Annotated in this window: 26 protein-coding genes; 1 reads left to right on the forward strand and 25 read right to left on the reverse strand. The window is 47.7% G+C overall.

All coding sequences use genetic code 11. The features are described from left to right. Nucleotides 1-154 precede the first annotated feature (154 nt). Complete coding sequence (locus HF864_RS05100; protein ID WP_169461986.1) at nucleotides 155-1,720, reverse strand: C40 family peptidase; 1,566 nt, start codon at nucleotides 1,718-1,720, stop codon at nucleotides 155-157. Nucleotides 1,721-2,018: 298 nt separating this feature from the next. Between HF864_RS05100 and HF864_RS05105 the strand changes: the two genes are divergently transcribed. Further along, entirely contained in the window at nucleotides 2,019-2,441 is a 423-nt protein-coding gene (locus tag HF864_RS05105) for an ArsC/Spx/MgsR family protein (protein WP_169461987.1), read from the forward strand. A gap of 48 nt (nucleotides 2,442-2,489) precedes the next feature. Here the strand turns inward: HF864_RS05105 and HF864_RS05110 are convergent, their stop codons facing one another. The 24 genes from HF864_RS05110 to ftsL all read right to left on the reverse strand — a co-directional run bounded on the left by HF864_RS05110 (nucleotide 2,490) and on the right by ftsL (nucleotide 26,668). After that, nucleotides 2,490-3,491 (reverse strand): ribose-phosphate pyrophosphokinase, encoded by a 1,002-nt coding sequence (locus tag HF864_RS05110; RefSeq protein ID WP_169461988.1) that lies wholly within the window; start codon nucleotides 3,489-3,491, stop codon nucleotides 2,490-2,492. Between the two features lie 78 nt (nucleotides 3,492-3,569). After that, nucleotides 3,570-6,077 (reverse strand): ATP-dependent RecD-like DNA helicase, encoded by a 2,508-nt coding sequence (locus tag HF864_RS05115; RefSeq protein WP_169461989.1) that lies wholly within the window; start codon nucleotides 6,075-6,077, stop codon nucleotides 3,570-3,572. Further along, nucleotides 6,064-6,357, reverse strand: a complete 294-nt coding sequence (locus HF864_RS05120) for a hypothetical protein (RefSeq protein ID WP_169461990.1) — start codon at nucleotides 6,355-6,357, stop codon at nucleotides 6,064-6,066. Before HF864_RS05120 ends, HF864_RS05115 begins: the two co-directional genes overlap by 14 nt. After that, nucleotides 6,354-7,040, reverse strand: coding sequence for a tetratricopeptide repeat protein (locus tag HF864_RS05125; RefSeq protein ID WP_169461991.1), 687 nt, complete (start codon nucleotides 7,038-7,040; stop codon nucleotides 6,354-6,356). Before HF864_RS05125 ends, HF864_RS05120 begins: the two co-directional genes overlap by 4 nt. A gap of 13 nt (nucleotides 7,041-7,053) precedes the next feature. Further along, a complete protein-coding gene (locus HF864_RS05130; protein WP_169461992.1) occupies nucleotides 7,054-7,713 on the reverse strand; it encodes a histidine phosphatase family protein in 660 nt (219 codons plus the stop codon). Nucleotides 7,714-7,852: 139 nt separating this feature from the next. Then, nucleotides 7,853-8,986: a tRNA 2-thiouridine(34) synthase MnmA gene (gene mnmA, locus HF864_RS05135; RefSeq protein WP_169461993.1), complete on the reverse strand. Its 1,134-nt coding sequence runs from the start codon at nucleotides 8,984-8,986 to the stop codon at nucleotides 7,853-7,855. A 111-nt stretch (nucleotides 8,987-9,097) separates the two neighbouring features. Further along, on the reverse strand, nucleotides 9,098-9,442 hold the full coding sequence (locus tag HF864_RS05140) for a DUF1831 domain-containing protein (RefSeq protein ID WP_169461994.1): 345 nt from the start codon (nucleotides 9,440-9,442) through the stop codon (nucleotides 9,098-9,100). A 4-nt stretch (nucleotides 9,443-9,446) separates the two neighbouring features. Continuing rightward, nucleotides 9,447-10,148 (reverse strand): 5'-methylthioadenosine/adenosylhomocysteine nucleosidase, encoded by a 702-nt coding sequence (locus HF864_RS05145; RefSeq protein WP_169461995.1) that lies wholly within the window; start codon nucleotides 10,146-10,148, stop codon nucleotides 9,447-9,449. 17 nt (nucleotides 10,149-10,165) lie between these two features. Then, on the reverse strand, nucleotides 10,166-10,492 hold the full coding sequence (locus HF864_RS05150; RefSeq protein WP_169461996.1) for a hypothetical protein: 327 nt from the start codon (nucleotides 10,490-10,492) through the stop codon (nucleotides 10,166-10,168). Continuing rightward, nucleotides 10,485-11,057 (reverse strand): NUDIX hydrolase, encoded by a 573-nt coding sequence (locus tag HF864_RS05155; RefSeq protein ID WP_169461997.1) that lies wholly within the window; start codon nucleotides 11,055-11,057, stop codon nucleotides 10,485-10,487. The genes HF864_RS05150 and HF864_RS05155 overlap by 8 nt, the downstream gene beginning before the upstream one ends. Nucleotides 11,058-11,072: 15 nt before the next feature. Further along, nucleotides 11,073-11,276, reverse strand: a complete 204-nt coding sequence (locus tag HF864_RS05160; protein WP_169461998.1) for a cold-shock protein — start codon at nucleotides 11,274-11,276, stop codon at nucleotides 11,073-11,075. 126 nt (nucleotides 11,277-11,402) lie between these two features. Then, a complete protein-coding gene (ileS, locus tag HF864_RS05165) occupies nucleotides 11,403-14,198 on the reverse strand; it encodes an isoleucine--tRNA ligase (protein WP_169461999.1) in 2,796 nt (931 codons plus the stop codon). Nucleotides 14,199-14,497: 299 nt separating this feature from the next. Next, entirely contained in the window at nucleotides 14,498-15,211 is a 714-nt protein-coding gene (locus tag HF864_RS05170) for a DivIVA domain-containing protein (RefSeq protein WP_169462000.1), read from the reverse strand. A gap of 16 nt (nucleotides 15,212-15,227) precedes the next feature. After that, complete coding sequence (locus HF864_RS05175) at nucleotides 15,228-16,016, reverse strand: RNA-binding protein (protein ID WP_169462001.1); 789 nt, start codon at nucleotides 16,014-16,016, stop codon at nucleotides 15,228-15,230. 10 nt (nucleotides 16,017-16,026) lie between these two features. Next, nucleotides 16,027-16,287, reverse strand: coding sequence for a YggT family protein (locus HF864_RS05180; RefSeq protein ID WP_169462002.1), 261 nt, complete (start codon nucleotides 16,285-16,287; stop codon nucleotides 16,027-16,029). Between the two features lie 8 nt (nucleotides 16,288-16,295). After that, nucleotides 16,296-16,736, reverse strand: coding sequence for a cell division protein SepF (gene sepF, locus HF864_RS05185; RefSeq protein WP_169462003.1), 441 nt, complete (start codon nucleotides 16,734-16,736; stop codon nucleotides 16,296-16,298). Nucleotides 16,737-16,812: 76 nt separating this feature from the next. Beyond that, nucleotides 16,813-18,150: a cell division protein FtsZ gene (gene ftsZ / locus HF864_RS05190; protein WP_169462004.1), complete on the reverse strand. Its 1,338-nt coding sequence runs from the start codon at nucleotides 18,148-18,150 to the stop codon at nucleotides 16,813-16,815. Between the two features lie 35 nt (nucleotides 18,151-18,185). Next, nucleotides 18,186-19,568 carry a cell division protein FtsA gene (gene ftsA, locus HF864_RS05195; RefSeq protein ID WP_169462005.1) on the reverse strand — a complete coding sequence of 461 codons (1,383 nt, stop codon included), beginning with the start codon at nucleotides 19,566-19,568 and terminating at the stop codon, nucleotides 18,186-18,188. Between the two features lie 135 nt (nucleotides 19,569-19,703). Then, nucleotides 19,704-20,555 carry an FtsQ-type POTRA domain-containing protein gene (locus HF864_RS05200; protein WP_169462006.1) on the reverse strand — a complete coding sequence of 284 codons (852 nt, stop codon included), beginning with the start codon at nucleotides 20,553-20,555 and terminating at the stop codon, nucleotides 19,704-19,706. Between the two features lie 14 nt (nucleotides 20,556-20,569). Next, nucleotides 20,570-21,676: an undecaprenyldiphospho-muramoylpentapeptide beta-N-acetylglucosaminyltransferase gene (murG, locus tag HF864_RS05205; protein WP_169462007.1), complete on the reverse strand. Its 1,107-nt coding sequence runs from the start codon at nucleotides 21,674-21,676 to the stop codon at nucleotides 20,570-20,572. After that, a complete protein-coding gene (gene murD, locus HF864_RS05210; RefSeq protein ID WP_169462008.1) occupies nucleotides 21,676-23,052 on the reverse strand; it encodes a UDP-N-acetylmuramoyl-L-alanine--D-glutamate ligase in 1,377 nt (458 codons plus the stop codon). Before murD ends, murG begins: the two co-directional genes overlap by 1 nt. Nucleotides 23,053-23,160: 108 nt before the next feature. Further along, nucleotides 23,161-24,120, reverse strand: coding sequence for a phospho-N-acetylmuramoyl-pentapeptide-transferase (mraY, locus tag HF864_RS05215; RefSeq protein WP_169462009.1), 960 nt, complete (start codon nucleotides 24,118-24,120; stop codon nucleotides 23,161-23,163). A 32-nt stretch (nucleotides 24,121-24,152) separates the two neighbouring features. Then, nucleotides 24,153-26,297: a penicillin-binding transpeptidase domain-containing protein gene (locus HF864_RS05220; RefSeq protein ID WP_169462010.1), complete on the reverse strand. Its 2,145-nt coding sequence runs from the start codon at nucleotides 26,295-26,297 to the stop codon at nucleotides 24,153-24,155. Next, nucleotides 26,297-26,668, reverse strand: a complete 372-nt coding sequence (gene ftsL / locus HF864_RS05225; protein WP_169462011.1) for a cell division protein FtsL — start codon at nucleotides 26,666-26,668, stop codon at nucleotides 26,297-26,299. Before ftsL ends, HF864_RS05220 begins: the two co-directional genes overlap by 1 nt. Between the last annotated feature and the right edge of the window lie 19 nt (nucleotides 26,669-26,687).

Below are 26,687 nucleotides of genomic sequence, written 5' to 3' on the forward strand. Positions count from 1 at the left end.
ACAAGTTTGTTACGTTTTAATAAGAAAAGCCTTAGTATTTTGACAGTCCAAAGTAGTTATCATCACAATAGGTAAAACTTTTTATTAGAACCAATAAAAAAGCACGAGATCGGATCACTTTGAACCGATTTCGTGCTTATCTTAACAATTATTTTTAGCGATTCATCGTACCGGCAAAGCTTGGCATAAAGTATGAGCTGATCGTTTCAATCTCAACGTTTTGTCCAGGCTGTGGTGCCGCAACATATTGGTTGTTGCCGATGTAGATGGCACAGTGGTAAGTGCTGCCATGCTCACCCCAAAACAGAATGTCACCTGGCTGAGCTTCGGCTACCGAATGCTGACTGACACAGCTTTCCAAAGATACCGTGTAGTGTGGCAAAGAAATGCCTTCTGCGTTTTGGAAAACATAATCGACCAAACCCGAGCAGTCCATACCAGAAAGCGAGGCCCCGCCCCAAACATATGGAATGTTGGCGTTGGCCAGTTTAACCGCCAGACTGACTACTGAGCCAGTCGTCAGATCAGAGCTGCTGGTCGTTGTCGTAGAAGTGTTTTCAACCGTAGCCGTGCTGTTGGCAGTTGATTGTGTTGATTGATCAGAGGTACTTGCTGATGCAGCTGAGGTCGTCTGATCAGTCATTGCCGTGGTTGATTCAGCAGTCATAGTTTGATCAGCCGTCACTGGAGACGTTTCAGTGGATGTAGATCCAACCTGATCCGTTGATGAGGCATCATTATTGACAACGGCAGTCGTTGCCGTCGTATCTTGTGCAGCTGCATCATTAGCCGGGTTAGAAGCAGCGATTGATGATGACTGAGTATTATTGCTAGATGATTCACCACTGACAGCTGATGCTGCACTTTGAACATCACTGGATGACTCAACGCTGGCGGCTGATGAATCCGTTGGCTGGGCTGAAGCGATATCCTCATTTTCCGCAAGCGAAACGGCTGAATCAACACCAGCAGTTTCTACTGCAGATGAAGCTGACTGTTCAGTACTTGATGCATCAGTTGCTGAGTTTGAAACCGCAACTGATGATTGATCAACAGCACTGGCAGATACTGCCTGCGCAGAAGCTGAAGCACTGTCAGACTGAGGAGACTCAGCAGCCTGAACGGATGCAGAGTCGGCTTGAATTGTCGTACTTTCCGCCAAACCAGCAGCTGAGGATGGCTGAGCCTGACTAACCGGCTCTGCCGATACAGCTGATGCTGCACTGGCCGGCGTACTTGAAACGTCAGCGACTGAGGATGCAGTCTGACTGACAGTTGACGTTCCCGTTACGACCAGCTGTTGACCAACCGTCAACTGATCTGGATTACTAAGATGATTCCAGCTTACCAGATCAGCAATTGATACGTGTAGACGCTCACTGATCGCGCTCAGCGTGTCACCGCTCTTAACCGTATAGCTGTCGCTGCCGGTTGTTTGGGCTGACTGGCTGGCTGAATCGTTTTTAGACAGCTGCAGCTTTTGGCCGGCATAGATCAGATCAACACTGCTGCTGATCTTTTTAACGTGCGGGTTGGCATCTTCAATTGCCTTAACGCTGGTTTGGTATTGATTGGCCAGATTCCAAACGGTGTCACCATCTTTAACGGTAACCTGGTCAGCCTTGGCATGGGCCGTTGCCAGCAGACTTAATGCACTGACCGTTCCGAGCAGCCATTGCCGACCATGTCGATGATGCTGGGCTTTGATCCGTTTAACCATGAACTTAACACCTCTTTGAACTTAACTTTAATTGACGTCAAGACGTCACTAAAAATTTTATACTCTCTTAATTTACCATTTTTTGATAAACATTTGAAGACGCCAGCATGTTCGCTTTTTAGGTGATAATCACCAAATCCCTTATGATCATTAACGTTAAGCTCCTTCAAAAAGATTAAGAGTTTCTAAAAAAAGTCACAATTAATAAAGTTTTATTTAACAATTGGTCAATTAGTATTTATATTTTTATCAAACTTGCTAAAATGTCTTTTAAAGTACATAAAGGTGGTTCGTTCAAATGGTCAATCTGTATTTTCATACCAATGATCCTTCCAAGCGCAAGGCCGTTCAATGGTTTGCCAAGCATAACATCGCACTGACACAGCGCAATATTGAAAAGGAGCCATTGAGCGCGGCCGAGATTCAACAACTGCTGACGATCTCTTTAAACGGTACCGATGATCTGGTTTCTCAGCGTTCGCGTGAGACCAAGGCGTTAAGGATTGATCCGGATCAAATGACGCTCAATGAGCTGACGGCAGCCATTCAAAAAAGTCCACATATTTTAAAAAATCCGATCATTTTCAGTGATAATAAACTGATTACCGGTTTTGACAAGGAAAAAATGGGGCTCTTTATTTCCAAACAGCAGCGCCGCCTTGAGCTCAAGCGGCTGTTACAAGGTTTTGCTGCTCCCAGTCCGCAAGCCAAACCAGCTTAACTGAGTTTATAAAAAAGGATTCAACATCAAAATCGAATCCTTTTTGTTTTAGTCTTCTACTGGCTTGACTTCTGGCATGCTGTAAAGATAATGAATCGATTCATGATTGTGAATGCTTGCCACGGCCCCAGCCAAAAGATCAGCCGTTGACAATCGAACCAGCTTATTGATTCGTTTTTCATCCGGCAGATCGATCGTGTCGGTAACTACCATCTTTTTAACCGCAGAAGCTTGAATCCGTTCAACGGCCCCTTTTGAAAGTACTGCATGCGTTGCAACGCCATATACATCTTTGGCACCGCAGCTCTTAAGCAGCTCAGCCGAGTTGGCCACCCGCACCCCGGTATCAACGATATCATCAACCACCAGAGCCGTTTTGCCCTCAACGTCACCAATGATTGAAGTTGGCGTTTCAGTATTTTTGGCACCGCGCTGCTGATCAAGGTTGCGGTTGTCGATAATTGCAATCGGCGTTCCCAAAAATTCAGCAAATCGACGAGCCAAGGTCACGCCAGCATGGTCTGGAGCCACGATAACCGTATTTTCCAGATCCAGATCGCTTTGCGCAAAGTAGGAAGCCAAAATTGGCGCTGCCTGCAGGTGATCGACGGGAATATCAAAGAATCCCTGCAGCTGTGGAGCATGAAAGTCAACAGCAATCAAGCGGTCAATCTGGTCCATTTCCAGCAGGTTGGCAATCAGCTTGGCCGTGATTGGTTCACGGCTGCGGGCTTTGCGGTCCTGACGCGCGTAACCGTAGTAAGGCATGATTACGTTGATCTTGGCGGCACTGGCACGCCGCAAAGCATCAACCATAATCAAAAGCTCCATCAGATTGGTGTTGACAGGCTGTGAAACCGACTGCAAAACGTAGACCTCACGACCACGAACGCTTTCATTGATCGTAATTGAGATCTCACCATCGGCAAAGTGCGTAATGGTTGCATCCGAAAGCGGCAGTCCCAATTTCTTGGAAAGTCGCTTAGCCAATGGCTGATTGGAGTTCAGCGCAAACAGACGAACGTTTTCTGCATTTTCAATCTTGCTCATTTAAATCCTCCACGCAATTATGCTAAACATTGAATCTATTATCTCAGCAAATAACCTGATGTGCAAGCCGTATCTGCTTCAGTTATCCTTTGGCGTAATACCTCGCATCCCGATCAATGGATCAATTGACTCTTCTTCAATCAACTTAGCAGTCAAGCGATCGGGGCGACTAGCTTGGGGTAAATTGGCAGCCTGATTGGTTACCGTTTTATCCGATTCACGATTTTGCTGTCCCAAAAAGTCTATAACTTCGGCCTTCGGAACGTTGGCAAACAGATCGATATCCTCATCGTCACTGACCGGTTCGGGGGCCTGGTATAAATCCGGCTGCTGCCAGACTTTTAAGAGCCGGTCAACCAGCATCGTATGCCGAGCCAATGGTGGCTGTTGAATACAGTCTTGAAAGGCCTCAGGCTGACCCAGCAAAAGCAGAAAATTGGTTGCCCGCGTAACGCCGGTATACAGCAGATTGCGCTGATACATCATGCGATAGTTGGCCAGCATTAAGAGAATTACCACCTTGAACTGACTGCCTTGCGATTTATGGATCGTTACGCAGTATGCAAGCTGCAGATTGGTCAGCTCCTTGCGATTATAGTTGACCTCATTGTCGTTGTTAAAGCGTACGGTAACCTTAAGCGGCTTTTTGATCTTAGCCTTAGGCGCATTGTCCCCGCCCTCGATGGCCGAAATTACCCCCATATCGCCGTTATAAACATTATTATTGGGATCATTGACTGTTTGGATTACCTTATCGCCTTTGCGAAAGATCGTTTCACCAAATTTTACTTCTTGCCGATCTGGGCTGGCCGGATTGAGATGTTCTTGCAGATTGCGATTCTGCTGATCGATCCCGGCAATTCCCTTGTGCATTGGAATTAGGACCTGTACGTCCATTAAATCGCATCCTGGCTGACTCAATCCCCAGTCCATCAATTGATTAATAAAACGACCGGCATTTTGGGCGTCGGTTGGAATAAACGAGCGGTCTGGCAAGGCCTGCTTGAACAGATCAGCTGGGACCTGCCCGTCATTGATGCTTTTGGACAGCGGAATAATCGTTGACTTAGCATCTTGTCGGTGAATCTGCGTCAACCGCACCTGAGGCAGCTCTGCAAAGCTCAAAAGATCCCGAAAGACCTGTCCTGGGCCAACCGATGGCAGCTGATCCTGGTCGCCAACCAAAACCACATGCATCGTTTGCGGAATTGCCGCAACCAGTGTCTTGAACAGCAGTGTATCAACCATCGACATCTCATCAATGATCAAAAGACTTCCCTTTAAGCGACTAGCCGTCATTTTAGAAGGTGTTTCCTGACCAGTCAGTCCCAGCAGATGATGGATCGTGCTGGCCGGCATCTTGGTGGCTGCTGCCATTTGCTGAGCCGCCCGTCCCGTTGGTGCCGCCAAAATAATCTCTTCATCGTCAACGCCATGCAGCTGGGCAAAGCTGTTGACGATCCCGCGAATAATCGTCGTCTTACCCGTACCAGGTCCTCCAGTCAGCAAGAGCACCTTGGATTCCAGTGCCATTTTGATTGCCTTTTTCTGCTGTTGATCATATTCGATCTGCGCGGCCTTTTCTGCTGTCTGAACGGCTTTTTCAACACGCCTTTTATCAACCTTGGCCTCAGTAAACAAAATTCGGTGCAGGTGTTGGGCAATCAGCCATTCTGCGTTATATAAGAAGCTGGGATAAATATGCTGAGCATCCTCAGCCTGTAGCTGATGGCTCTTGATCAGCTCAGCCAGCTCATTTTCAAACAGTCCGGCATCAGAAACATTGCCAAGCTGCCGCATTGCCTGAGTAATCAAGGTCTTTTGACTGACATAGGTTGCCCCTTGATTCATGGTCTCTTGATTCAAAACCTCTCGCAGTGCTGCTGAAAGACGCCGCGAATCATCGGGAGCAATTCCTAAAACGCTGGCAGCAAAGTCGGCCCGGCCAAACCCGATTCGATCGATATCTAAAACCAGCTGATATGGATTTTCCTTGACGATTTTCATCGTATCGGCACCATACTTATTGATGATTCGCTCACTAAGGCGATCCTTAAAGCCCAGCTTGGCCAGCCAGTCAACCAGCTCGTCATTCATCTGATGCTCATCATGACGGGCATTGAAGTAGTCTAAAACCAGCTTGCGATCGGCTTCGCTGGTAATCTTGATTTTTTCCAATCGCTTGGGATCGGCAACGATTTTTTCAACGGCTTTCTTACCCAACTTCTTAAACAGACGATGACTGATCTCTTCAGCATCGGTCACGGCTATGCCGGCTTGATTCAAGGTCCCCGCCAGCTCATCTTCAGTCTGGGGTAAGGCGATCTGGCAACCGGTAGCTTCAAACTGACGGCCATAGTTGGCATTATCAACCAGTCGCCCAGTAAACTCATACATTTGATGCTTTTTTAGATCGCCCAGCGGACCTTTGACCGTAATCTCCTCTTCTGACCAGGGAAAACTGGCTTCATCCACATCAATGACACAGATACGAAAGGCACGAGGACCATCTTCTTTGGCAAACTTGATAAAATGAACCGTCCCGCGCAGCCTTTCTTTGGCAGTTGCGGTTTTACTCTTGACCATGCAAATCCCCCTCTATTTTTTGATAGTCAACGGCATGAAATTGATTGCCAAAACGAGCGCGCGTCTGCCAAAAACCGGTAAAGCGATATGCCTGTCCGACGGTTAGATCGCCGAAACGTCCCACTACGGTAATCTCAGTTTGACGATCGACAAACGACGCATCCAAAACCTGAACATAGAGAACCTGGTAAAAACTGTTTGGCGCAACAAAAGCCGCCCGGCGCACGACGCCGATAAATGACGTTTTTGCCGGACGGCTATTTTTTTGAGCAATTGTCATTTGTTCTGGCCGGATTGCTTTTGTAAGAAGTGCTCAATGTCGGAAATGCGCTTTTCGCTTTGAGCGTAGTAGTCCGGATCAAGCTGCTGCGACTGCGTCAAATAATCTTGGTAAGGCTCGCCCAAAACCATCGCCACCAGTCCACGGTTAAACTGTGTATCGGCACGACCGGGATGACGCTTTAAGATCAAATCATAATAGGTTTTGGCCTGCTTGAACTCACCCAAGGCCAGCAGCGAGTCGCCGATTACCTGATTGATTTCAGGATCCTGGGGACGCAGATCATGAGCCGTCAAACCATATGCTACGGCTTGCTGATACTGTTTTTGCTTCATATAGCTCTGCGCCAGCATCAGATATGAATCACCCTTTAGCTTGGCATCGTCAATTTTATTGTACTGCTTGATGGCATCATTGATCTTGCCTACTGAGTAGTAGACGTTTCCCAGACCATAGTTCAGCAGATTAACCGCTTTGGCATCGTTTTTCTTTTCAAAGATCCCCAACGCCTTCATAAACAATTCTTCTGCTTGTTCATAATCATTAAGCCGCGTCAAGAGCGCCCCCAGATCATAGTAGTTGTTGAACTTATCTGGTTCTTCGTCGATTGCCGTTACCAAGCGATGTACCAGCTTTTGGGTCTGTTTCTTTTGTTCTTCACGATTGATTTCTTGGTTGCTCATATTATTCACCCCATTAAATCGTATCAGTCGGATCTAAATGTTCTTTATGCAGATAGGTGGTATCATTCCATTTTTCCAGCTCAAAATGCTTAGCATCGTCAGTTTTCAAAATTGTGGTCGATGTATTGCTGAGCCCGCCGCGATCTTTTAAGTGCGCCATTGGAACCTCAAGCAGACCATTAATTGCTGCATTTAAGGCCGCCCCATGTGAGACGATCAGCAGATTTTGATCGCCAGGATAGCTTCGCGCATATTCTTTGACCGCTTGACCAACCCGTGCAATGACTGCTGGAAAACTTTCGCTTTGAACGATCGTGGCATCGTATTGATCGGGATGATGGCGAAAACTGTCCAGCACCGTGGGCCATTTTTCGGCAACGGCACTAAAATGCATTCCCTCCATCATTCCCAAGTCAAACTCGCGCAGCCGGCTGTCAATGGTAAACGGCATCTGGCGATTTAGATTATCCAGCAGCGTCATTGCCGTTACGCGAGCACGCTTGAGCGGACTGGCATAAGCATGGGCAAAAACAGTATTATTTAATGATTCGGCCAACAGCTCAATTTCCCGGTAGCTGCTTTTCAAGAGCGGCGAATCGCCATGGGCTCCTTGATAGCGTGATTGCAGGTTCCATTGAGTTTTACCGTGTCTGATAAAATAGATCCTTGTCATTTTTCTCTTCCAAAATATCTGCCTTTTCGATGTGTCTGCTTATATGATACCAAAAATAACCAGGGTATAACCAATATTTATCGCAAAATCTAAAAAGCCGCGTGCAATCTCTTGCAGGCGACCATAAAAATCATTTGAATTAGACGTACTGCAGCTGATGATCGTGATTGTAGGCCCGATCGATAATTGCGCTGCCCAGGCACTCTTGACCATCATAAAAGACTACGGCCTGGCCTGGCGTAATTGCTCGTGCCGGATCGTCAAACTCAACCGTTACCATCTGGTCATCATCACTGATCGTTACCGTTACGCCCTCATCGATCTGACGGTAGCGGAACTTAGCGGTGCAGTGGAAATGGCGACCATAGCGGCTGACTACATCGTCAACCCAGTGAATGTCACTGGCTTCCAGGTGCGTAGCGTACAGATGCTCATTTTCATAACCCTGACCGACGTATAATACGTTTTTGGTAATGTCTTTGCCGATAACAAACCAAGGCTCATTGCTCTCCTTATTGCCGCCCAGGCCCAGACCACGACGCTGACCAATTGTGTAGTACATCAAGCCAGCATGCTGACCAACGACCTTACCATCAACGGTCTCCATATTGCCAGGCTGAGCTGGCAGATACTGACTCAAGAACTCGCGGAAATGTCCATCCTCACCGATAAAGCAGATGCCAACTGAATCCTTCTTGTCGGCAACTGCCAGACCGGCCTCCTTGGCAATCTCACGGACCTGCTTTTTAGTGTAGCCGGCCAGTGGGAACATCACGTGATCCAGCTGAGCATGGTCCAGCTGACTCAAAAAGTAGGTCTGATCCTTATGGGGGTCGGTTGCCCGCATCAGATGCATATTGCCTTCTGCGTCGGCCTTAAGATCAGCATAATGGCCCGTTGCCACATAATCGGCCCCCAGCTGATGCGCATATTCGATGAATGCTTTGAACTTGATCTCTTTGTTGCAGATCACATCAGGGTTTGGCGTACGCCCCTTTTTGTATTCAGCAATGAAATACTTGAAGACTCGATCCCAGTATTCCTTTTCAAAATTGACGGAATAATATGGAATCCCGATCTGCGTAGCAACCTTGGCTACGTCCTTATAGTCTTCAGTCGCGGTGCAGACGCCGTTTTCATCGGTATCATCCCAGTTTTTCATAAAGACGCCTACGACATCGTAGCCCTGCCGTTTCAATAAGAGCGCCGTAACTGAGGAATCAACGCCGCCACTCATGCCAACGACGACCCGTGTCTTAGAGTTGTCTGTCATTTTATCACCATCATTTTCAATAGATTCTGGAACAATCTACGAGTGAAGGTCGCGTGTTCACAGTGCCTTTCATTGTAACAAAGACACACCCGGTTTGACCAGTAAAAACCATTATTGACGGTCAAAGATATGCCGATCGACCATCTCGTCTAAGATAAAGTGATACTGCGTAATCAATTCATCAGCCCGGGGATGCTTGAAAATATTGACCTCCCGAAAACCATTGGTATTGACCGTTTCCATTTTAAAGCCAGTCATTTCAGGATTGATGCGAATTTTTAAGCGGGCAACCGGCTTAAATGGATTTTGCCGATCAAGGCTGCCCAGATAGGTATAGACTCCCCGGGGTGATTGTTCAAATCCCAGGTCAAGCAGCGTGTATTTTTTAATTGCTGGGCTGATTGCGTAGGTATCGTTATCACCCGGCAGCTTGATTTTTGAAACGAATTCAGCCATTTTTTCACCTCGAGACCTTTAAGTCGCTGAACAGCTGCAAAAGCATCTTGGCCGAGCGCTTGCCGGCATCAATGATAAACTCATCAAACGAAACACCGGCATCCTCATCACCAGTATCTGACATTGCGCGTACGACCACGTATGGCAGTTCATGATCACAGGCTACCTGACCAACCGCTGCCCCTTCCATTTCAGCTGACAGCGCATCTGGAAAGTGCTGCTTGATCTTGTCGATTGCTTTTTGGCCAGCAACGAATTGATCACCAGATACGATCAAACCGCGCTTAACGTTGAGACCAGTCTGCTCACCGGCTTTCATCAAGGCATCGCCCCACTTTGTCGAAGCCTTGAAACGGGGTGCCTTTTGCGGCAGCTGGCCATATTCGTAGCCAAAGGCGGTTGCATCTACGTCATGATAGGCCGTCTCTGAAGAAACCACCACATCGCCAACGTGCAGGCCTTCACCAATGCCGCCCGCTGAACCAGAATTGATAATTACATCAACACCAAAGTCAACTGCTAGATGCTCAGCCGTGATGGCCGCCTCGACCTTGCCAATGCCGGATTCAACCAAAACAACTGCTTGGCCATCGATCTGTCCGCTAAAGTACTCCTTGTCGCCCAAAGTCGTGGTCTGGGCATTTGAAAGAGCTCCCTTCAATTCCTTGATCTCTTCTTGCATTGCACAGATAATTCCAAACTTCATTAAAATCTTTTCCTCCATTAACCTACAAAAAACAAAATCAAATAGACAACGATGATTGCCAGACTCAATCCTAGAATCGCCCAGTTGAGCCGGCGCTTTAATTGAGCCGTTTTTCTCTCTGCCAATTCTTGGGCCTGTGCCTGCTTAACAGCTTGACGCGGCATCATGGGCTCAGCTTCGGTACTTGGACCAACATTCTCAAATCCATCATTAAGATTATCGGTATCATTGACCGGCCCTTCATTGCCCGATACTGGGCGATTATTTTTTGAGGCCTGTCGCTTTTGCCATTCACGATACTGTTGGCGTGTCATCTTTTCTGGATCAATCTGCTGATTATTCATGATTTTCCTTTAATTTTTGTGCCAGCGTCTGAGCCTGCCAGTAATAAACCGCTACGATGGTCTTGGAATCCTCAATCGCTCCTGCTTCGATCATCTTTAATGCCTCGTCCAAACTGAAGCGGTAAAGCTTGATATCCTCATCTTGATCCTGTGGCAAGGCATGCTCAACCGGCTTAAGGTTTCGTGCCTGGTAAAGCGTTAGATATTCATCGCAAAAACCAACGGAACTGTAAAAAGCCGTAATTTTGGTTAGTTCACCGGCCTGCAGACGCGTTTCCTCATTCAATTCACGAATCGCCGCATGTCTGGCATCACCGTGATCGCGCTCATCTAATTTACCAGCCGGAATTTCCCAGGTAATATTTTGAACCGGCGCGCGCCACTGCTTTTCTAAAATCATCTTCTGATCATCGTCAATCACCAAAAGCGCAATTGCTGGAGCATGCCGAACAATCTCACGCGTGGCGATATTGCCTTGTGGCGTCTTAACGTGTTGAAGCTCGACATCGACTACATGACCCTTAAAGACCGTTTGTTGATCAATTGTTTTTTCTTCAAGATCCATTGTCGTCCCCCATTTCTAATCCAATGGCAAAACGTGTGCGGCTTGTGGCCCTTTTCTTCCCTGCACGACTACCAAAGAAACCAGCTGACCTGGTTTTAATTCGCGATGTCCGCTGCCTTCGATACCGTTAAAGTGAACAAAGACATCCGGTTCGTTTTCGACTTCGATAAAGCCCCAGCCTTTTTGGGCATCAAAATTTTTTACTCGTCCTTTTAGCAATTTTTTCACCTGCCATTTCGCTGCAAAATAAAAATGCATCAAACAGTTAAATGCTGCTTGATACATTTTACACCGTTTATTAAACCTTGTCTTGATTAGGTCAATAAAGGTTCGGTTAAGATTGGACTACTTTTCCAAACCTTCAGCAACCGTTTCAGGGAAGTTTTCCCGTACCAGCTTGGCACAGCGCGCACAAAGCATTGGGTAGACGGGATCGCTGCCAACGTCTTCTTTGACCATCCGGCAACGTTGGCAAGTCTCGCCATCAGCTACGGCAACCTTAACGGCAACGTTATCATTGAACTTTTCAGCATCTGCTGGTGCTTGGTCTACATCATGAACGTGCAGTGCCGAAACTCCGAACAGCAGACCGGCATCTGCATTCATGCTGTCTAAGAGGGCTTTTTGGCTGTCAGTCAGGTACAGATCAGCCTGAGCTTCCAGTGACTTACCAATCAGCTTGGCATCACGTGCTTCTTCCAAGGCCTTCAAAACATGAGAGCGAATCTCCATAAAGTCGTCCCACTTGCTCAGCAGTTCTTCTTCATTGGCGTAGGTCCGTGGTTCTGGGATTTCAGTCAGTTGAACGAATTCTTCTGGCTCGTCCATGTATTCCCAAACTTCTTCGGTCGTGTGTGGCAGAATTGGCGTCAGCAGCTTAACCAGCGTTACCAAAATGTCGTAAAAGACCGTCTGCATTGAACGACGCGCATGAGAATCCTTGGCTTCGACGTACAAGACGTCCTTGGCTACGTTCATGTAGAATGCTGACAGATCGTTGTTGACAAAGTTGATCAGCTTCTTGTAAGCCGTCATAAAGTCATATTCATCAAACAGATCGCGCATTTCCTTTAAGAAGCGGTTCAACTTAACGACCATGTATTGGTCAACGCTTTCCAGCTTTTCATAGGAAACCGTGTCATCGTTGGCGTCAAAGTCAGCCGTGTTGGCCAAAAGGAAGCGGAAGGTATTGCGCAGCTTCCGGTAGGCATCTGAGATCTGCTTGAACGTATCCATTGAAACCCGCACGTCAGCCGAAGTATCGGCACTCATTACCCAAAGACGGATAATTTCGGCCCCCATCTGCTTAACGACCTTGTTTGGATCAATAACGTTACCGATCGACTTGGACATCTTCTTGCCGTCCTTGTCCAGTGTAAAGCCTTGCGAAACGATGGACTTGTATGGAGCATGACCAGAGAGCACGACGCTGCAGATCAGACTGGAGTTGAACCAGCCTCGGTATTGGTCGGAACCTTCCAGATACATGTCGCATGGATAAGTCAGGTAGTCACGTTCTGCCAAGACGCCTTGATGACTGGAACCAGAGTCGAACCAAACATCCATAATGTCGGTTTCTTTCTTAAACTGACCATGTGGCGAATGTTCACTGGTAAAGCCTTCTGGCAGCAGGTCCTTGGCATCGCGTTCAAACCAAACGTTGGAGCCATACTCACGGAACAGGTCGGAAACATGGTTGATCGTTTCTTCAGTCATGATTGGCGTACCATCTTCAGCGTAGAAGATTGGCAATGGCACACCCCAGACCCGTTGCCGAGAGATAACCCAGTCGCCACGGTCTTTAAGCATGTTGTGCAGCCGTACCTTACCCCAGCTTGGGTAGTACTTGACCTCATCAACGGCGTTCAAGATCTCATCGCGCATCTTGTCGATCGAAACGAACCATTGGTCAGTGGCCCGGAAAACGATTGGCTTCTTGGTCCGCCAGTCAAATGGATAGCTGTGCTTCAGCGGTTCCTGCTTCAAAAGCGCGTTATGCTGCTTCAAAAGATCCAACGAAATGTCATCTGCATCTTGGTAGAAGACGCCATCAAACTCAGGACCATTTTCAGCCGTCAAGACACCTTGATCGTTCATTGGTGCAAAAATTGGCAAGCCGTACTTCTTACCTACCTGGTAGTCATCATCACCATAGCCAGGCGCAGTGTGAACCAGCCCTGTCCCTGCCTCAAGCGTAACATGATCCCCGTTGACGACCAGCATTTCCTTGTCGTTGTATGGGTGCTTGCTGGTCATGCGATCCATGTCTTGACCAGACAGCCGATCAACAACTTCATATTCGTCCCAGCCGAACTTTTCTGCGCACTTGGCAACCAACTCATCGGCAATTACGAACTTGCGATCATCATTGGCCGGCTTAACCACGGCATAGATAATTTTAGGATTTACGGCAACGGCTTCAGAAGCCGGAATCGTCCAAGGAGTAGTCGTCCAGCCAACCAGGTACGTATCATTGTCCAAACGTCCCTTGCCATCAATCACTCGTTCACAGAAGTAGGCCGTCTTGGCTACTACATCATGATATTCAACCTCGGCTTCTGCCAATGCAGATTCAGATGACCATGACCAGTAGACCGGCTTTTTAGCCTGGTACAGCAGCCCCTTCTTGGCAAAAGCGCCAAAGACTTTGATCTGTTGTGCTTCAAATTCTTTAGCCAGTGTCAGGTATGGGTTGTCCCATTCACCAGAAACACCCAGACGCTTGAAGTCCTTACGCTGCTTGTCAACCTGTTCTAAGGCAAACTTGCGGCACAGATCCCGAAATTCGGTCGTGCTCATCTTCTTGCGGTCATAGCCCATCTTGGTCAATTGGTGTTCAATTGGCAGACCATGCGTATCCCAACCAGGAACGTATGGTGCTCTAAAGCCAGCCATTGACTTGTAGCGGACGATAAAGTCCTTGGAGATCTTGTTCATGGCGTGACCAATGTGGATATTCCCGTTGGCGTATGGAGGGCCATCATGGAGAACAAAAGTTGGCTTGCCTTGATTTAATTTTTGACGCTGTTCGTAGACTTTATTGTCTTCCCACAGCTTTTCGCGTTGTGCTTCGGTTTCCGGCAAGCGTCCACGCATAGGAAACTTAGTCTTGCCGATGTTCAAAGTGTCTTTGACCCGCATCTGCGAATTCCTCCTTGTCAATTCTCTAAACTTAAAAATCGCGTCCAAACGACAAAACGCTCCATCCGCAATGGGACGAAGCGTTTTCGTGGTACCACCCAAGTTCAAATCAGTTGTCTGATTCCTTAAGTCATTTGGTAACGGCAATGGGCCGGCCAATGCTACTTAGTTCGCATTGGCGTTCAGAGATGATAGCTGCCCAGGTCTTAATTGCCAACCTCTCACCATTCGTTGGCTCGCTGAAATGCGGCGCTGGGGGCGCGATTCTCCTCAACAGTTTGTTCGCGATTAATTATCAACTAGTGTGCCGTACTGTCAGGAAAGACAACGACCGTCTCGCCTTCGTTTTTAGCGGCTGGCTTGACAGAAGCTTTTTGATCCTGCTTTGGTGCTTGACTTTCCTGCGACTTTTCAGCAACTGGTTGATCAATTGCTTGTGATTCTACACTGTTTGTCGAATGATTGTCAAGACTGCTTCCCAAAATCTTTTGAATTTCGTCGTATTTGCTCAGATCATCATTGGTCAGCAGCTCATCCCAATCCTTGCTCTTAACGACTTCCAGCTGGGATTCCAGCATAACTTGCAGCCGCTGTCTGAAGATTCGGGTCTGCTTTTTAAGATCATTGGTTTCCGTAGTCAGCTTCCGCGTTTCATCAGCACTGTTTTCCACGACCTGGTTGGCCTTGGTATTGGCTTCAGAAACAATATCGGTCGCCTGCTTTTGCGCCTCGCGAATCATGATCTCAGCCTCACGCTTGGCGTTGGTCTTAACCTTGTCAGCAGCTTCTTGAGCAACCAGAATTGACTTGTTTAAAGAATCCTTCAAGTCGGTAAAGTACTTTAGTTTTTCTTCATTGGCCTTGATGGTTTCCGTCAGTTCATGATTCTTGACTTGCAGCGCTTGAAACTCGCTAGCTACTTGACGCAGAAACTCATTGACCTCGCTGGGATTGTAGCCCCGCATTTTGTTGTCGAACTGCTTTTTGCTGATTTCTTCCACGGTTAAAGTCATTTGCATTTCCTCCAAACTAAGCATGCACCACTGACATGGCGACGCGAATCTTATTTTTTCTAGTGTTTCCTTGAATCTCATCAATCCGAATCCGGCCGGCATGTCTGATGGAAAGCAGATCATGGGCTACCAACGGATAATCGGGACGCATCTCGGTCTCCCAGTTGACACGAACATCGCCGTGCTCAACCAGCTGCTTGGCGCGATTGCGTGAATAGTTAAATCCGGCTGCCACCAAGACGTCCAGTCGCATTGACGACACGGTAGCGACCATCTTTTCCCAGTCTTCTTGTGGCGTAACGATGGTTTCCAGATCAGCTTGTTTCAGCTTAACGTGAATCTTGCCAATCTGGCTGACCTGTTGGCGCAGATAGTCAACCAGGCTCTGACTGACGACTACCTGCCAGCGCATGCCCTCGTTGAGTACGTCGCCAAATGCGGAACGCTCCAAGCCGCTGCCAATCAGCGTTCCTAGAATCTGACGATGGTGCAGCTCGGTAAATTTGGTTGGATAGTCGATTTCGATCAGCTGCAGTTCAAAATCAGCCGTCTGTGGCTCATAATAGCTGGGATAAAACAAAATCCGCTGCATTTCGGCCTTTTCCCAGCCGCCATTGGCCCGCATCTTAACGTCATCGCGACGGTTGGTCAGCGTTTGCGCAATATAGACCTGCCGCGGATTCAAAAAGTCGGTTAAAACTGGACGATACTGGTCGGCTGCCGTATTCAGCCAATCCTCAACCTGCGCAATCAAAGGTGCCTCATCAGGCCGAAAATGCTGCTTGATGTTTTCTTCATCAGTCATTTATCTGCTCCTAATAGCCAATCAACCGCGACAGCATAATCACGCCATATTGGACTAGATAAAGCACGAATACGGCTACCACGGGGGCAAAGCTGATCCCGCCCAGTGGTGGAATATGCTCGTCAAAAAAGCGCAGGTATGGCTGAACCAGTCTGGTAAGCAATTCACCCAAACGGCTCTGCATGGCACCAGGAAACCAGGTCAATAGACACCATACTACGATCAGTAATATATAGGCGTCAATTATCTTATTGATCAAATATGCAATCATAATACCCCTTAAAGTCGTTCGCTGCTGTTGGAATTAAGATCCCCAGCCAGTTTACCGGCAACGTCAACGCCACGCGGCACGCATAAAAAGATCTGCTCGCCAATGCGCTTAATCTCGCCGTCAATTGCATAGACAGCCCCATTTAAAAAGTCAACGACCTTGTTGGCTGCCTTATTGTCCATTTGCGAGAAATTAACGATGACGGCGTGATGATTCAAGAGCTCATCAACGATTTCCTTGGACTCACCGTACAGCCGTGGCTCAAATAGCATGATCTTGCCATTTTCAGCCGGTGCTGACTTAACTGAAACATGCGACCGATCGATCGGTACTACCTTACTGCTGGTAGTTGATGCAACGGGGGCTGTTGGTGCGACTGGCTGTGGTTCATAGTTTTCGGTCTCTGACTCATTGCCGATTCCAAAAAAGTTGTTGAAGAAATTTGCCATGTTCGCTCCTCCTTTAATTTTGAGCTAAAGATACAGCAAAAGGGAGCGCCTTTAGCCAGCTCTCCCAAATTACTCATTAGTCGTGACGACGATTCTTGAAGAATGGCGGCGTCGTCAGATTATCATCGTCTTGTTCATCGGATGCGGCAACATCACCGTGAAAGACATTAAATTCTGGCTTCTTAACGTGATTGAATTCATCGTTTTGCTCCCGCGTATCCGTCAGGCGGGTGCCTGCCGTAGGATCATCCCAGCCGGCAAATGGATCTTGGGAATCAGCCCGTTCTGCTCGCTTGGTTTCAGCCGGCTGCTGTTCTTCAGCTCGCCGTTCTACCGTTGTATTTTCTGGAACCGGCGCAGCTTCTGGCTCAACGCGCGCTACCCGTGGCTCACTGGCAGTCGGCGTGCTCATTGGACGAGCGGCAGCTGCCTGCTGACGCTGCTGCTTGGCCTTATCGATCCCAGTAGCAATAACCGTTACGCGAACCTCGTCTCCCAGCGTGTCATCCATGGCCATCCCAAAGGCAATATCGACATTGGTATTAGCAGCCTGGCTGATAACGTTGGATGCCTCTTGAGCCTCAAACATTGACAGGTTCTTACCACCAGTGATGTTCATCAAGACGTGTTCGGCACCGTCAATCGATACTTCAAGCAATGGCGAGGAGATAGCTTTCTTCGTGGCTTCGGCAGCACGGTTTTCACCCGTTGATGAACCGATCCCCATCAAAGCAGAGCCTTGGTTTTCCATCGTATGACGAATGTCGGCAAAGTCCAAGTTGATGTAGCCTGGGTTGGTGATCAAATCCGAGATCCCTTCGACCCCTTGACGCAAAACGTTGTCGGCTTCTTTAAAAGCTTCCATCATTGGCGTCTTTTTATCGATCATTTCCAGTAGACGGTTGTTGGCAACCACGATCAGCGTGTCAACGTTTTGCTTTAATTTTTCCAGCCCTTCACTGGCCAGCTTAGAGCGACGCTGACCTTCAAAGGTAAATGGACGCGTAACGACACCCACCGTCAGGGCACCAGAGTCCTTGGCAATCTTGGCAACTACTGGAGCGGCACCAGTCCCGGTACCACCACCCATACCGGCAGTCACAAAGACCATGTCAGCACCTTCCAGCGCCTTTGAAATCTCTGATTCACTTTCTTGGGCCGCTTTGGCACCGACTTCTGGGTTGGAGCCAGCCCCCAATCCCTTGGTCAGCTTAGGTCCTAATTGAATCTTGGTTTGTGCATGTGAGGCATCCAGGGCCTGCAGGTCAGTATTGGCTACGATAAAGTCAACGCCAGATACCTTGTCGTTGATCATTTGATTAACCGCGTTACCGCCACCGCCACCGACGCCGATAACCTTGATCTTCGCACCTTCCAATTGCATTTGGTCTGTTTCATTCGTTACATTGTCCATTCGTTGGTTCCTCCGTCACGTTAGGGTTAGTTTGATTAGTCAAAGAAATTTTCAAAGAAACGTTTGATGCCGCCTTTATTTTTAGGCTTTTTAGCTGGCTTTTCCGGTGTCATTGGAGCTTCTTCGGGCTGCTGAGCATCCGAAGAAGCATCCAGTCCTGCTGGCTTTTGATAACGCTCTTGATAATAGCCGCGCGTTGTTTCGGTTTGCCGAGGACTATCGGCTTGGTGAGGGCTCATGATCAATGCACCCTGCTGAACGGTCTGCTTAAGCAGGCGATCGATGTCGTTTAAGTGATCCTCATACATGCCTAGAGCAATCGCCAGTGCAAAACCTGGATGCCGAACACCCATCTGTTCCGGTACAAAAGTCTTAACGTTGGCCGTAAAGTATTCTTTGGCCAATTCAACCACGCCAGGCAAAGCCGTTAAGCCACCGATCAAAATCACGCCACCAGGCAGATTCGGCGCATGAACCTCTTTTAGACGATTGCTGATGCGCTGGAAGATTTGACGGATTCGCGCCTCAATAATCTCAGCCAAATATTTTTCCGAATATTCAACCGGCTGATTCTGGCCTACCACGTCAACCGCCAACTGAACGCTTTCATCCGCCATCCGACTATCGGCATAGCCATGGTCACGCTTCAATCGCTCGGCATTGCGCATTGAGGTGTTGAGCACGGTCGAGATGTCACGCGTTACCAATTGACCGCCTTCTGGATCAACATAGACAAACTTCAGCTGATGATCGTGAATGATGCTGGCCGTAGTCTGACCACCACCCATGTCGACAACCAGCGTCCCGAAGTCTTGTTCGCCATCGTTCAAAAGGTTAAAGCCCGTGGCAATTGGTGAAACAACCAGGTCTTGAATCTGCAGGCCAGCCTGCTCAACTGCTTTTTTGGTATTGTGAACAATCGTCTTTGGTCCGGTATAAAGCGTTGCTGCCAATTCCAAGCGAACGCCGACCATGCCCCGTGGATCCTTAATGCCCTTAAAGCCATCGACCGTAAACTCTTGTGGAACCAGGTCAATAATTTCACGTTCTGGTGGCAGATTCTGCGTTAACGTTGACTGTGCAACGTCAATTACGTCTTGATTGACGATCTCGCGTGACTGACCTTGACTGGCAATCGTGATCATACCGTGAACATGGCCCATCTGCAAATAGTTGGCCGGCAGTGCAACAACGACTTTTTTGATATCAATGCCTGATTTGGCTGCGGCCTCAGCAACTGCTCGGGAGATTGCTTGAGCAGTTTTGTCGATATCAACGATCACGCCATGATTCAGCCCAGCAGATGGCTGAACGCCAGTGCCTACAACTTTTAATTGTCCTTTTACGTTTTCGCATACCAATACTTTGATTAAAGTGGTTCCGATATCTAAGCCAACGTAGACTTGTGAATTTTCCATCTACCTGGAACCCTCCTGTTTTCTAAAATTCAACCCGGATTCAGATTGTAATCATAAACTGTACTAAATTTTACCACACTTAACATGATTCAAAAAAGGCCCAAACCATGTTTATTTGGCGCTTGATCAACGAACCTACTCGTCCTGGTTGTCATATGAATATGAGAAGGCCCCATATTGCAGATCAACCACGCCATTTTCCTTCATCTTGGAAGCAATTGAAGGATAATAGCGCATCTTTTGATTCAGATTGTCCGATCGCACCAGAATCTCATTACCGTCATTCATATAGATGCGCAGTCGTTTGGCATCTGAGGTCGTAGGCGCAAACGTGACTTCGGAGATGCCGGCTCTGATAGCACTGGGCAGGCTGCCAATCTGTCGCGCCGTCTGCTGCATGATCTTTTCATGATGCTCAAAACCGGCATAGCGTACAAAATTAGAGATTGAGTGATTTTTGACGGGACTCAGACGACCGTTGCCGATCAGCAGCTGGTTGACACCATTATGCTCAATCACACCAATGATTGGATATTCGGTAACCTTGATTCTGATTGATTGTGGATCGGTCAAGCTGACCTTGAGCGACTTGATCTGTGGATTGGCCTTTTTAGCCGTCTGCTCCAGCTTTTTTTGCTGACTTAAAACGCGCCAGATCAATGCGCCCTTTTTAATCTGAGCTGCCGATTCAACCTTGGCTGCCGTTAGATCCTGGTTGCCGGTTACCTGAATGCTTGTAATCTTACTAAGCGGGGAAACAATATACAAAGCCAGCAGCAAGATAATCACAAATGGAATCAAAACGCTCAGTACTCGGCGAGTGTTGCTGATTTGTTGTGCGTGCTTAATCCCCTTGACCCGGCTGCCAATGCCTTGCTTTTGATAGCGACGACGGCGATCAAAAGCCATGGCACTTTGAGCCTCTAACTTGGCCAGTCGGCGTGCATACCGCTGGTGCTCTTGATTGCTTTTTTCGTCGCTGTTCATGATTTCCCCTCCTTTTATTTTTGGTGATCGGCAATCGCCTTATGCAAAATCTTAATCAAGCGATCAGCTGCATCAGGTCGTCCCATTTTTTTCGAAGCCGCGGCCATTTTTTCACGCACTGCCTTATCTTCCATCAAGCGATCAGCCTGGACCAGCAACGACCGACCATCCAGCTTATCTTCAGTAATCATAGCTGCCGCGCCGTTTTTAACCAATGCCATCGCGTTTTTGACCTGATGATTGGCCGTTACATATGGACTTGGAATCAATATCGTTGGAATTCCCAGGGCCGTAATTTCAGCAATCGTTGTCGCGCCAGCTCTTGAAACCAGGCAGGCTACCTTAGGCATCTTGGCTGGCATGTCTTCGATATAGGGAACAATCTTGACGTTTGATCCAATCTTGACGTTTTTAAGTGCTTCTTTAACCTGGTTATAGCGCTTTTGTCCCGTGGCAAAAACCACCTGGTAGTCGCGCTGGCTGAATTCTGGAATCGCTTGAACGACACTGGCGTTAATCTTTGGTGCCCCTTGACTGCCGCCAAAGATCATCAGGACCGGTTTATCATTGCTTAATCCATAGCTGGTCCATGAGAAATCAGAGTCAGCATTGGCCGCAGCCTGTTGAGCACGGGGATTGCCACACATTGTAACCTTGGCAGCCGGGAACTGGTCTCTAGCTGCCTCAAAAGCAATGGCAATCTCATCAACATAATGACTCAAAAACTTGTTGGTAATGCCGACAACGCTGTTTTGCTCATGAATAACCGTTGGCACGTGCAGGCGGGCTGCTGCATACAAAACAGCACCGCTGACATAGCCACCGGTACCCAGGACCACATCTGGCTTAAAGTCTTTGATAATCTTTTTGGCTTCATGAACGGCTTTTAAAAACAAATAGGCCGTCTTGAAGTTTTCCAAAGACAGCGAACGCTTAAACCCTTGCGTGTGCAGTACCTTTAATTCAAGTCCAGCTGCCGGAACGATCTTGTTTTCCAGCCCGCGATCGGTTCCCACGTAAAGTACCTGCGTATCCGGCTCAACCTGCTTTAAACGTTCAATCAAAGCCAGCGCTGGATAGATATGACCACCGGTGCCCCCACCGGAAACAATGATTCTCATTATTTCTGCTCCTTTTGTCCGGTCAACTGCTCGACTGCCTTGACGAACTCATCACCACGCACCTCAAAACTTGGGAATTGATCCCAGCTGGCATTGGCTGGTGAAAGCAAGATGACATCGCCAGGCTCGCTTAGTTTCCATGCCTCTGGTACGGCCGTCACGGCATTTTCAGTTTCAATGATCTCAGGGATGCCCGCCTGTTCTGCGGCATCTTTCATCTGCTTTTTACATTCACCAAATACGATGATGGCCTTAACGTGTTCTTTAAAGTAAGGTACCAAGCGCTCAAACGTGTAGCCACGATCCAGACCTCCAGCCAACAAAATGACCGGCTGTTCAAATCCTTGCAAAGCCACCTCAGTAGCTTCGATATCAGTCGACTTGGAATCATTGTAAAAGCGCCGTCCCTCATAGTCCATGACATACTGCAGCCGGTGACGCACACCAGAAAAGGTCGTTAAAACGTCTACGATATCGGCAGTCGAAACACCGCTCAGCTTGGCTGCTGCAATTGCTGCCAAGGCATTTTCAACATTTTGAGGGCCAATCAGACGAATGTCTTTGGCAGCCATGATCTTTTCATCACGCCAAAAGATCTCGCCATTTTGTTCATAGGCACCCTCATGACTCTTGTTGAGCCGCGAAAAAGGTACGATCGTTGCATTGGAGCGACGGGCAATTTCCTGCCATTCATCACGATCCCAGTTAATGATCAAATAATCATCCTTGGTTTGGTTGCGCGTAATATTGAGCTTGGCATTGATGTAATTTTCGCGATTCTTATGATAATCGAGGTGATTGGCAAAAATATTGGTAATTACGGCAATCTGCGGATGAATCGTTGGTGCACCCAACAGTTGGAAACTGGACAATTCAGCGACAATCGTGTCATCAGGGGCCATCTTTTCAGCCGTCTTGCTGAACGAAACCCCAATATTGCCAGCATAAGCCGTTTGATAAGGATTGCTCTTGGCAACCATTTTTTCAATCAAAGTCGTCGTCGTCGTCTTGCCATTGCTGCCAGTAACGGCGATCAGATGACCGGCAAAGATCTCGCTGGCCAGTTCAGCCTCGGTAATAATTGGCGTTTTTTTGGTCATGAATTTTTGAACCAATGGCACATCATAAGGAATACCGGGATTCTTAACCACCACGTCAAAGTCTTCGTCAGCCAGTGATAATGGGTTTTCGCCAGTAATAACCTCAATGCCATCCGCTTTTAAATCGGCCACGACGGCTGGATCATCTGGCGTTTTTTGATCATTAGCCACAACTTTGGCCCCTAATTTAACCAACAGATGAGCCGCGTTAATGCCGCTGATTCCAAATCCCAATACTAAGGCTTTTTTGCCTTGATACTTCGTTACCTGTCGCACGAAAATTCACCTCGTTATTTTTTAAAAGCAAAAATTATTTCTGAGTGCATAGACAATCATAGACCGTTTATGCCGCCCAATTTTTAAAATTATTCTTAAAACCTGATTTTATTCAAACAGCATGATCGTGCCAATCGACAGGATCGAAAACAGCAGCGTCACGCTCCAAAATACGATATCAATCTTCCATTCACTCCAGCCCTTCATCTCAAAACTATGATGAATTGGCGTCATTGGAAAGATTCGATGACCAGTCGTCTTAAAAGCTGCCACCTGCAAAATTACGCTTAAGGTTTCAGCAACATAGATAATCCCAATAAACAGAAGCGACCATTCATGATGCAGCAGCAGTGATACCGCAGCCAATGAGGCCCCAACTGAAAGCGATCCCATGTCGCCCATGAAGATTTTGGCCGGCTTGTGATTATAAGGGAAGAAGCCGGCTAAGGCACCTACCATTGCCAGACAAAACAGTGCAACCTCATACTGACGCTGCATAATGGCCAAAAACAGGTAGGCCAAAAATGACACGATACCGCATCCGGTTACCAGGCCATCCAGACCATCCGTCAAGTTGACGGCATTAGAAAAGCCAACTATCCAAAAAATAATGAACAGGCCATAGAGCCAACCAATCTGCGAGCTACCAAAGCCCATTTGAAAGCCTTCATGCTGATAGATCACAGTAAAGATCATGGCTGCAATAACTTGGCAAAGCGCTTTTTGCCACGGCTTGAAGCCTTCATTTTGGTGATTGAAAATCTTGATCGAGTCATCCCACATCCCGATCAAACCATAGACTACCAACACAAACAGCAATGCCCACATCGTGTTGGTTAAAATTCCTTGCCAGATGGCGACCCAAAGGCAGGTTGCCAAAGCGGCAACGATAAACAAGAGTCCCCCCATGGTTGGCGTGCCGGCTTTTTTGGCATGCCAGGTTGGCCCTTCTTCTCTAATCTGCTGTCCTTCTTTTTTGGCACGGAAATAGCGAATCAACGACGGCATCAGCAGAAACGTAATTAAAAACGAGCTGAGCAGCGTCAAAATGACAACCAGTATACTCATGATATCCTCCTAAAATCAATTCTCTTATTGCTTTATTTTGCCTTGTAGCGAACCTGCAAGGCGGCTCCCTCTTTAAGGGTCGTGTTGGCCTTAATGCTTTGTGAGATCGCATAGCCGCCACCAGTTGACTTCAACTTTAAGCCCATTAATTGTGCAAAACGACTAACATCGGCCTGAGACCAGCCAGAGATGTCTGGCATCGTAACTTGACCACCTGTAAGCAAGAAGACGCGCTCATTGATAATCACACTGCTCCCCTGCTTGGCCGATTGTTCCTTAACCTTTTTACCATTTCCCAAGACGACAACGTTCAGCTTTTTATTCTGCAGCTTTTTTTGTGCCGCTGTAGTACTCATCCCAACAACGTTTGGCAGCTTGACGACGCCTTGCTGCTTGGAATCCTTGGCAGCGGCTCGTTCCAAAAGCTGCTTGGTAACTGGATTGACCACATCAGCCATGTACTGTTCTGCCGCTTTGGTAATGTTTTGCGGCTGTTTCATCGTAATATAGACGATATATTTAGGGTTCTTAGCCGGTGCCATACCTACAAATGAGTACAGATAGTTCGTACTCCCCGTCTCATAACCATGCGAGCTCCCGATCTGGGCCGTCCCCGTCTTACCGGCGATCCGGTAGCCACTGATCTTGTACACCTGGCCGGTCCCATTTTTATTGTAGATGACGCCTTGCATATAGTGCCGAACCTTCTTAGCCGTTGCCTTGCTGATTGGCTGACCAACCGTTTTGGGCTTGGTCTTTTCAATCGTCTTGCCATCGCTGGCTACGATTTTTTTAATAAAGTACGGCTTAACCATCTTGCCGTTGTTGGCAACCGCTGAGAAGGCCTGCATCATTTGCATTACATTAACGGTGATTCCCTGACCAAATGCCGTGTTGGCTTGTTCCAAAGTTCCCTTATAGCTCGTATAGCCCTTGGATTCACCACTCATGCCATAGACACCAACGTTTTTCAGCAGGCCAAACTTCTCAATATATTTTTTCCAGGTAGCTGATCCCATATCCTGTTCGATATGAGCAAAGGCAACGTTACTAGAGCGATAGAACCCTTCCTTATATGTAATATTGCCCCAACCAGCCGTATTCCAATCAGTGATCTTGCCACCGCCAAGCTCCCAGGTTCCTGATTTGTAGACCGCCTCAGGATTGAAGTTGCCTGAGTCAATAGCAGCTGCCAGTGCCAGCACCTTCATCGTCGATCCCGGTTCATAAGTATCCTGTACCAGAGCGTTTCGCCAGACTGGAGTTGATGAGTTGACATTGGGCCGCTGCGTTGCTGCCAGAATTTTTCCGGTCTTGGCTTCCATGACCACAGCCGTCATCGAGCTGGCCTGGGTTTCTTTTTCAACCTTGGTGATCAGCGTCTCAAGCTGTCGCTGGGTCCGATTGTCTAAAGTCGTGTAGATGTCGGCACCATCCTTGGCCGGCTTGCCCTTGACCTGGCTGTCGGCTAACTGATAGCCATAGACGTCTTGTTTGATTTCTTTTAAGCCGTTCGTCCCGGTTAGATTCTTATTAAAATAGCTTTCCAGTCCCAGCCGACCAACCAGCTTGGACTGACCGGTCTTGGCATTGGTCTTGGCCGTTGCCAGACCTATCAGCTGGCTGGCAAACTCGCCGGCTGGATACTGACGAGCAGGCGTTGAGGTGAACTCTAATCCGGTGACGTGCTGAGCCTTGATCTTTTGCATCGTGCTGACTGAGATGCTGCTGCCAGCCGTACCAAATTCAACTTGATAGACGTTTTTGCGCTTTGGCGACATGATTGATAAGGCCTTTTTCTCAGTAATATCCAAATATTTGGCCAGCACCTTGGCCGCTTTTTTCTTATTGGTAACGTAATTGGGCTTACCCTTGGCGGTCAGGCTTTGATGACTTAGGATTGCCGTAACGGTATAGGTCTTGGTATCTTGAGCCAACGCATTCCCTTGCGAGTCATAGATCGTACCACGCTTGGCTTCAATAATTCGTTTGGACGTGTACATGCGGCTGGCCATCGTCTGTAAATTACGATTCTGAACGTCCTTAGTTGATGCAATGACAAAAAAACGAACGACAAACAGAACAAAAATAAGGAAAAACGTTGCGAATAAGGCAATACCGAATGCTTTTCGATTTTTTTGATTCTTTCCAATCGTTCGTTGTTGTTGTTTCTTCATTACTTGTTAACGTTCCTTACGCTTGAATTTGCATCCGTGAGACCATATTTTTGCGCGATCTGGTCTAATCGCGATTGGCTGGTCAGCGTGGTAACTTCCTGCTGATCACTGACGTTCTGCTGTTTGACGTTGGCTACCTGCGTTTGCAGATTTTGCAGACGGTGCTGTTGATTAACGACTGACAGCTGCGTCGTTACGACCATAATCATCATTGAAAAAACGACTAGCGCACCAACGATCATCAGGGTCTTTTCAAAGGCCGAGAACGGCAAGCGCTGCTGATGTGACTTTACTTGTGGCGTCGGCTGATTAGGGCGCGGCGTCAATTGAGGCGTTGGTTGATTTAATTTTCTTGCCGCATTTGAGGCCATATAAAACACATTCCTTACT

This window comes from Lactobacillus sp. MRS-253-APC-2B, assembly GCF_012843675.1.
Taxonomy (GTDB): Bacteria; Bacillota; Bacilli; order Lactobacillales; family Lactobacillaceae; genus Limosilactobacillus; species Limosilactobacillus pulli.